The sequence below is a fragment of the Neisseria sp. P0001.S005 genome, from assembly GCF_051963715.1.
Genome location: NZ_JBQCTZ010000193.1, coordinates 1 through 6,442 on the forward strand (window position 1 = coordinate 1; position 6,442 = coordinate 6,442).

The window sequence follows — 6,442 nt, forward strand, 5'->3', positions numbered from 1 at the left end:
GCGATAGCGGTAGCGTTCGTAGGCGTTGAGCCAGCGTTCGGAAAAATGGAGGCGTTCGGATTGGGCAGGCATGTTGTAAGACGTATGGGTATGTGGGGATGTAAATTATAACTGATTGGTAAAGCAGATGAAATTTGAACTGTTCCCCAATGGTTTGAACTATTGCAGAATTTCTCTATCGCAAGCGGATATAATAGCGGCTTTGAATCAGACAGGCGGTGAAGAAATGGCGACGGTTTTAAGCGCAGGCGTGGACGAAGCAGGGCGCGGCCCTTTGGTCGGCAGCGTATTTGCGGCGGCGGTGATTTTGCCGGAACATTTTGATTTGCCGGGTTTGACCGACTCAAAAAAACTGAGCGAAAAAAAGCGCGATATGTTGGCGCAGATGATTAAGGAACAGGCGGTTGCGTGGAGCATTGCTTTTGCCGACCCCGACGAAATCCTGCAACTGAACATCCTGCACGCAACCATGGCCGCGATGAAGCGCGCAGTCGAGGGGCTATCGGTCGCTCCCGATAAAGTATGGATAGACGGCAACCGCGTGCCGAAAGATTTGAATGTCCCTGCCGAAGCCGTGGTCAAAGGCGACAGCAAAATTATTGAAATCTCTGCTGCTTCGGTTTTGGCCAAAACTGCGCGTGATGCAGAAATGTATGAATTGGCGAAACGCTATCCGCAATACGGGTTTGACCGCCACAAAGGCTACGGCACGGCGCAACATTTGGCCGCGTTGAAACAATACGGCGTATTGCCGGAACACCGCCGCGATTTCGCACCGGTCAAAACCTTATTGGCACAAGGCAATCTGTTTGAAGAATGAAAGCATATCAAAAGGCCGTCTGAAAGATTTCAGACGGCCTTATTTTTGGACAAGTATTATTTCAACGCAGCCAAACACTCTTTAATCAACTCAGGGCCGCGATAAATCAAACCGCTGTACACTTGAACCGCACTGGCACCCAAGCGGATTTTTTCTGCCGCGTCCGCGCCGTTCATGATGCCGCCGACGCCGATAATCGGCAGCTTGCCGTCAATGCGTTCCGCCAAAAGTTTCAACACCTGATTGCTTTTCTCGCGCACGGGCAAACCGCTCAAGCCGCCTTGTTCGCCTGCGAGCGGATGGCTGCCCAAGCTTGATTTGTCGATGGTCGTGTTGGTGGCGATGATGCCGTCCATTTCCACGGATTTAACCACATGGGCGATGTCGTCAATTTGCGCTTCGTCCAAATCAGGCGCGATTTTGACCGCCAGCGGTACATATTTGCCATGCGCGGCCGCCAGTTGCGCCTGTTTGTTTTTCAAGGCTTCCAACAATGCGCTCAACTCGTCGCCGCCTTGCAAGGCGCGCAGGTTTTTCGTATTGGGGGAGGAAATGTTGACCGTGATGTAGCTCGCGTGGGCGTAGGCTTTTTCCAAGCAAATCAGATAATCGTCGGCCGCGTTTTCAATCGGCGTAACGGCATTTTTACCGATGTTGATGCCCAAAATGCCTTTAAAGCGGCTGTTTTCAATGTTGCGGATCATCGCGTCAATGCCGTGGTTGTTGAAACCCATGCGGTTGATGATGCCTTGGTGTTCGGGAACGCGGAAAAGGCGCGGCTGCGGATTGCCCGGCTGCGGCTTGGGCGTGACCGTGCCGATTTCGATAAAGCCGAAACCCAAAGCGGCAAACGCATCGATACACTCGCCGTTTTTGTCCAAACCTGCCGCCAAACCGACCGGATTGGGCAGCTGCAAGCCCATCAGCTCGGTTGGTCGGGTGTGGCTGTCCACTTTGGGCAGCAGGCCGAGTTTTTCGATAGAACGCAAACTGTTGAGCGTGAAATGATGGGCCTTTTCTGCATCGAAGCGAAACAGGATGGGACGGACGAGTGAATACATGGCGGCGGCTTTCTGAACGGTTGATGAATTTGGCGTTATTTTACCTGAAACCGTCAAACTGCCACAAACGTCTGTATCGATATGATTTTATTGTTTGGCGTCAAATGAAAATAAATAGGGTTTTTGCGTGTAATCGGATAGTTCATTAAAATGGTAAAAGAGAGGCTTTTCAGACGGCCTGATGGATGTATAGTCAATTAAAATCAAAATAGGACAGTAGTGCATCGTCAAATCGGGCGTAATCAGACAATACGGTTCGCAGATACCGCTTAATATTCGCCCACACCTTCTCAATCGGGTTGAGCTCAGGTGAATCAGGTGCAAGAGGCAATACCTTATGTCCCAATTTTTCCGCCATTTCCCGTAAGACACTCATACGGTGAAATCGTGCATTATCTAAAATAATCACCGATTTTTGAGTCAATGCGGGCAGTAGGCATTGCTGAAACCACGCTTCAAAAAAGACTCCGGTCATCGTATTTTGACAAACCATCGGAGCAATCAGCCGGTTGCCGACTTGTGCGGATACCAGAGATAAGCGTCGGTATCTTTTTCCACTTATCTGCGCTTTCACTATTTGCCCTTTCAGGCTGCGGGCATAGGGACGGAACAGGTAGCGGTCAAATCCTGTTTCATCCAAATAAACACGTTGGTAGTCGGAAAATCCGGCCGGCTGTGTCAAATAATGCGTTACTGTGGCCGGGTCTTGTTCTTTGTAAGTGGCGGTCTTTTTTTGCGCGTCATCCCCATCTGTTTGAGTGCATAGCAAACGGCGGCTGGCGTACAATCAAAATGTTTGGCGATTTCATGCAGATAGGGCATCCTGGTGTTGCCCAATATATTGGGCCGGTTTTTGCCTATCCAATTTGACGGCGTTTAGACCGGTAACTTGATGTTTTAGGCTGCCTGTTTGTTTTTTAAGGCGAATCCACAGGGAAAGCGTGTTTCTTGACAAGTTAAACGTTACTGCGGTTTGGCTGATGTTTTTGCATTGTTCGTAATAGTTTAAGGCTTTGTTTCTTAAGTCCGCAGAGTATGCCATGGTTAGACCTTCAAAGTTAAGTATTGTACTATTTTGTTTTTAATTGACTATATTTGATAATCCAGTATAGCGCTTAGATAATTGAGGAAGGCATATAAATGAGCCGGATAAATATTGTTAATATTTATCCGGCTCATATAAAAGGACTACGGTAAGATATATTACTTGAAGATTACCAAGAATATTTTATGCCGATTGAGCCTTTGTATCCTTGATGTTTCGTTCCACTTAAAGATTGTTCATACCGTGCATCTGCATAAATATGGGTATTGGAACTGGTTGCAAATTGTGCTCCCAAACCAACTTCACCCCAAGTTTTTGCTAATTTTTCAGTAACATTATCCTCGCCAATGTTACTGGCCGAAGTATTTCTGAAGTTATGCCACACATTAGTGGTGAAATACAAGGTTCGAACTTTTTCATGATCGGTTAAATTATTATAAGCAAAGCGTACACCAATGCGGCTGCGTAAATTATGTTGCTTATCTTGATGCACAGAGCGCATATCATCAGTGAAGCTGTTTAAGCCGAGGTATTGATAGATTAATTGTGCTTGCGGCTCAATAATCCAACTGTCGCCATTATTCGTTTTCTCTTTACTCAATACAAACGGACGACCTACCTCACCCGATAAAGCCACACCCAAACCATGGTTTTTTGCTTTCGAATCTAGGGAGTTATATTTATTTTGCATCCAAGAAAGTTGGCCTACAAAGTCTATATAGCTACCATCTTCAGAATACCGTGTGTGAGTCACACCGACATGGAGGTTTTCGGTTTTAGCTTTACCTGTATATTTGTCATCAAGGACGACACCATTCTCGGCACGATATTCATCATAAAATTTCGAATTAGCATGTGTGTAACCAACATAACCACCAGTTAAACGTTTGCCGCCATTTTCGCTAGAAGAAATATCAAAGTCGTGGCCAAACTGGAAGCCTGCAAGGTTAGCGCTAAGATTCAAACGCTTTTTACCATCCAAAGCAATGTGTTTGCCAATAATACGTCCCCAAATTTGGTTGTTCGCTTGAGATTTTTCCCAAGAAAGGGCCTGATTTTCACCACGGCGTTGGTGCAATGTACCAACCGTTTCGTAGCCAACTTCTAAGTTCAAGTTTGGAATAAGCGTATAAGCAGGAACAGAAGCTGTGTAAATGGCATCCTTATTCGTGGAAACTACCGTCCAAAAATATTCGGTTGTATTTCCTACTTTTTTGGAAGCCAATTGCAGTTCACCCGCACCTGTAGTTTTGGCAATACCGGTAAAGTTCTTTAAATTACTTTCCCCTTGTACTCGAACTACTGCCGTACTGTTTTTGGCTAAATCAGCCGCAATAGAGCCGATAGTGCCATCAATCATATTTTCTGTGCCGTCCGCTTTCAAACTGACAACTTTTGTTGTCCCTTCGGCATTACCGGTGATTTCCAATAAGTCAGATTTACCGTTATTGGCATCATTACTATCCCAATGAGTATTCACTTTAAGAACACCGTTATTCGCTGTGTAGTTGCCTTCCACAGTGAGTTTGTCTTCGTAAGAGCCATTGGCAAGGGTGATTTCACCGTTGTTACTGGTTAATGTGCCTTCAGTACCATCTTGTTTAACCAGTTTAACTTTATAGTCTGTTTTAGTTGAACCGTTCGGAATATTTTTAGACGCATCTAATACCCCCTTATCCAAGGTTAAGGCATTGATGGTAGAGCGTTGTTCATCACCTTTTTGTTTCAATTCCCAAACAGCTTGGTTGTTCACATGCACATCTAATTTAGAATGCACATTGCCTTTAGATTGTTGTTGCATCAAACCAATGGCTTTTGCTTGATCAGACAAGGTAAATGTCAAATCAGCCCCTTTGGTTACTGCCACTTTAGTTTCGGCAAGCCAGCCATTTTCTGCGGCTTTGGCTTCACTGTCTTTGCCTTTCAACGCGAATTTTGCATTTTCAGCAACGAATTCACCATTATTAAACCAACTTGCGACTTTATTTCCTGCGAAGGTTACTGCAAAACTACTTTCTTTTCTCGCATCAGCAACAATCAATGAAGCATCATCAGATGTTGTGGTGATTTTTGTATTGTTTAAACGAACTTCTTGATCTTTATTAGGCTCATTTCTGGATACATTGTCGCTAATAAAAAAGGCACTTACTTTAGTTGCGTAATCCTGAGTATCGAAAACAACAGCTGAATTGCCGGATTTGATTTCACCGCTGCTGGTATCTGAATCGGCAATTAAGCGGGATTTGGTGCCAAATAAGCGCACGGTTGCGGAATCTTTTGTTTCCTCTGTATTCAGCACCATTCTGCCGGTGGAATTGACAACAGCACCTTTATAGTCAGCCGGTTTTTCAGTGTTTGGTAGTTCCGGTTTACCAATTTTTAATGCGGCAGAAAATTTTCCATTTGCTTTCACTGTGATGTCAGAGTCTTTTAAGTTCGCTTCTGCACCATCGCCACTGACGTAAAGCCCGACTAAATAATCCCCGATTTTATCGGTGGTTTTATCTTCCACATTAATGGTCAGTTTTTTCTCAGAATTGAAAACCGGTTTGGCACCATCCTTACGGTAAACTTTCACCCCGGATAATTGGTGACCAAATGGTGCAGTTGCGCCACCAAAGTTTTTTGTACTTTTCACTGTGTTTTCTGTGTTTTTAACAGTGATATTAGCATCATCATGCAAAGTTAAGCTGGCGGTATCAGAAGCGTTACCACCGGCATAATCATATCCTACCGCAATACCGTAAGCCGCATTTGAATCTGATGCTAATCCTGAATTTCCTTCGCTGGCTAACGTAACATTAATGTTAGTTTTACCTTTGATTTCTACCTGATTATTCGCACGAACAATAAGCCCTTTTGGACGAGCAAATTGTTCTCCGCTATTAGGTGCTAGTGTAGCTTTGTAATCTCCATCAATGTTTTGATTTGGTTCTTTCCAAAATTCTCCTGAACCCTCTGTTCCCACAGTAGGTGAAGTGTCGTCCGCTGCAGCAACGGCCAATGCAGGAATAGAAAAACAAGAAGCTATCAGAGTATGCAGCAAGGTTTTCCTAAATATTTCTTTTTTATAAGTCAACATATAAATTTTCCTTTTATTTATGATTTTAAAATCACGATAAGACCCAATTCAAAAATGGAAGCTGCCTTAGTCCTTAGTATAGCATAATATATTGTTTTTCCATATAACTCTTCTGCTATCACATAAGCCGAGACCTTTGCAAAAAAGTCTTTCCCCCAACAGCCGAAACCTAAACACAGGTTTTCGGCTGCTTTTGTTTCAAATATCCACTGATTCTATTCAAATACCCCCTTAATCCTCCTTGGATACCTGATAATCAGGCATCCGGCCGCCTTTTAGGCAGCAACAGGCACACTTAGCCTGTTAGCCGCTTTCAACAGGTTTAAACACATCGCCTTCAGATGGCTTTGCGCGCTTACTTTGAGCAGACCAAAATAGGCTGCCCGGGCGTAGCGGAATTTACGGTGCAGCGTACCGAAGCTTTGTTCGACCAC

4 protein-coding genes and 1 pseudogene are annotated in these 6,442 nt (G+C 44.6%); 1 reads left to right on the forward strand and 4 read right to left on the reverse strand.

All coding sequences use genetic code 11. The annotated features are described in order from the left end of the window. Positions 1–226 precede the first annotated feature (226 nt). Positions 227–820, forward strand: a complete 594-nt coding sequence (rnhB, locus tag ACTHSP_RS16540) for a ribonuclease HII (protein ID WP_049350693.1) — start codon at positions 227–229, stop codon at positions 818–820. A 56-nt stretch (positions 821–876) separates the two neighbouring features. On the opposite strand, the gene ACTHSP_RS16545 is transcribed toward rnhB, so the two are convergent. The 4 genes and pseudogenes from ACTHSP_RS16545 to ACTHSP_RS16560 form a co-directional block, all read right to left on the reverse strand. Next, on the reverse strand, positions 877–1,881 hold the full coding sequence (locus tag ACTHSP_RS16545) for a quinone-dependent dihydroorotate dehydrogenase (RefSeq protein ID WP_049350694.1): 1,005 nt from the start codon (positions 1,879–1,881) through the stop codon (positions 877–879). Positions 1,882–2,092: 211 nt separating this feature from the next. Continuing rightward, a pseudogene (locus ACTHSP_RS16550) lies at positions 2,093–2,923 on the reverse strand (IS630 family transposase); the annotation flags it as partial. 172 nt (positions 2,924–3,095) lie between these two features. Beyond that, a complete protein-coding gene (locus tag ACTHSP_RS16555) occupies positions 3,096–6,008 on the reverse strand; it encodes an autotransporter outer membrane beta-barrel domain-containing protein (RefSeq protein ID WP_049350696.1) in 2,913 nt (970 codons plus the stop codon). A 275-nt stretch (positions 6,009–6,283) separates the two neighbouring features. After that, on the reverse strand, positions 6,284–6,442 hold a 159-nt coding region (locus ACTHSP_RS16560), incomplete at its 5' end, for a transposase (RefSeq protein ID WP_440346480.1).

Coding starts and splice junctions, on each gene's coding strand:
- ACTHSP_RS16545 (WP_049350694.1), bottom strand. CDS start 1,881: ATGTATTCACTCGTCCGTCCCATCCTGTTTCGCTTCGATGCAGAAAAG.
- rnhB (WP_049350693.1), top strand. CDS start 227: ATGGCGACGGTTTTAAGCGCAGGCGTGGACGAAGCAGGGCGCGGCCCT.
- ACTHSP_RS16555 (WP_049350696.1), bottom strand. CDS start 6,008: ATGTTGACTTATAAAAAAGAAATATTTAGGAAAACCTTGCTGCATACT.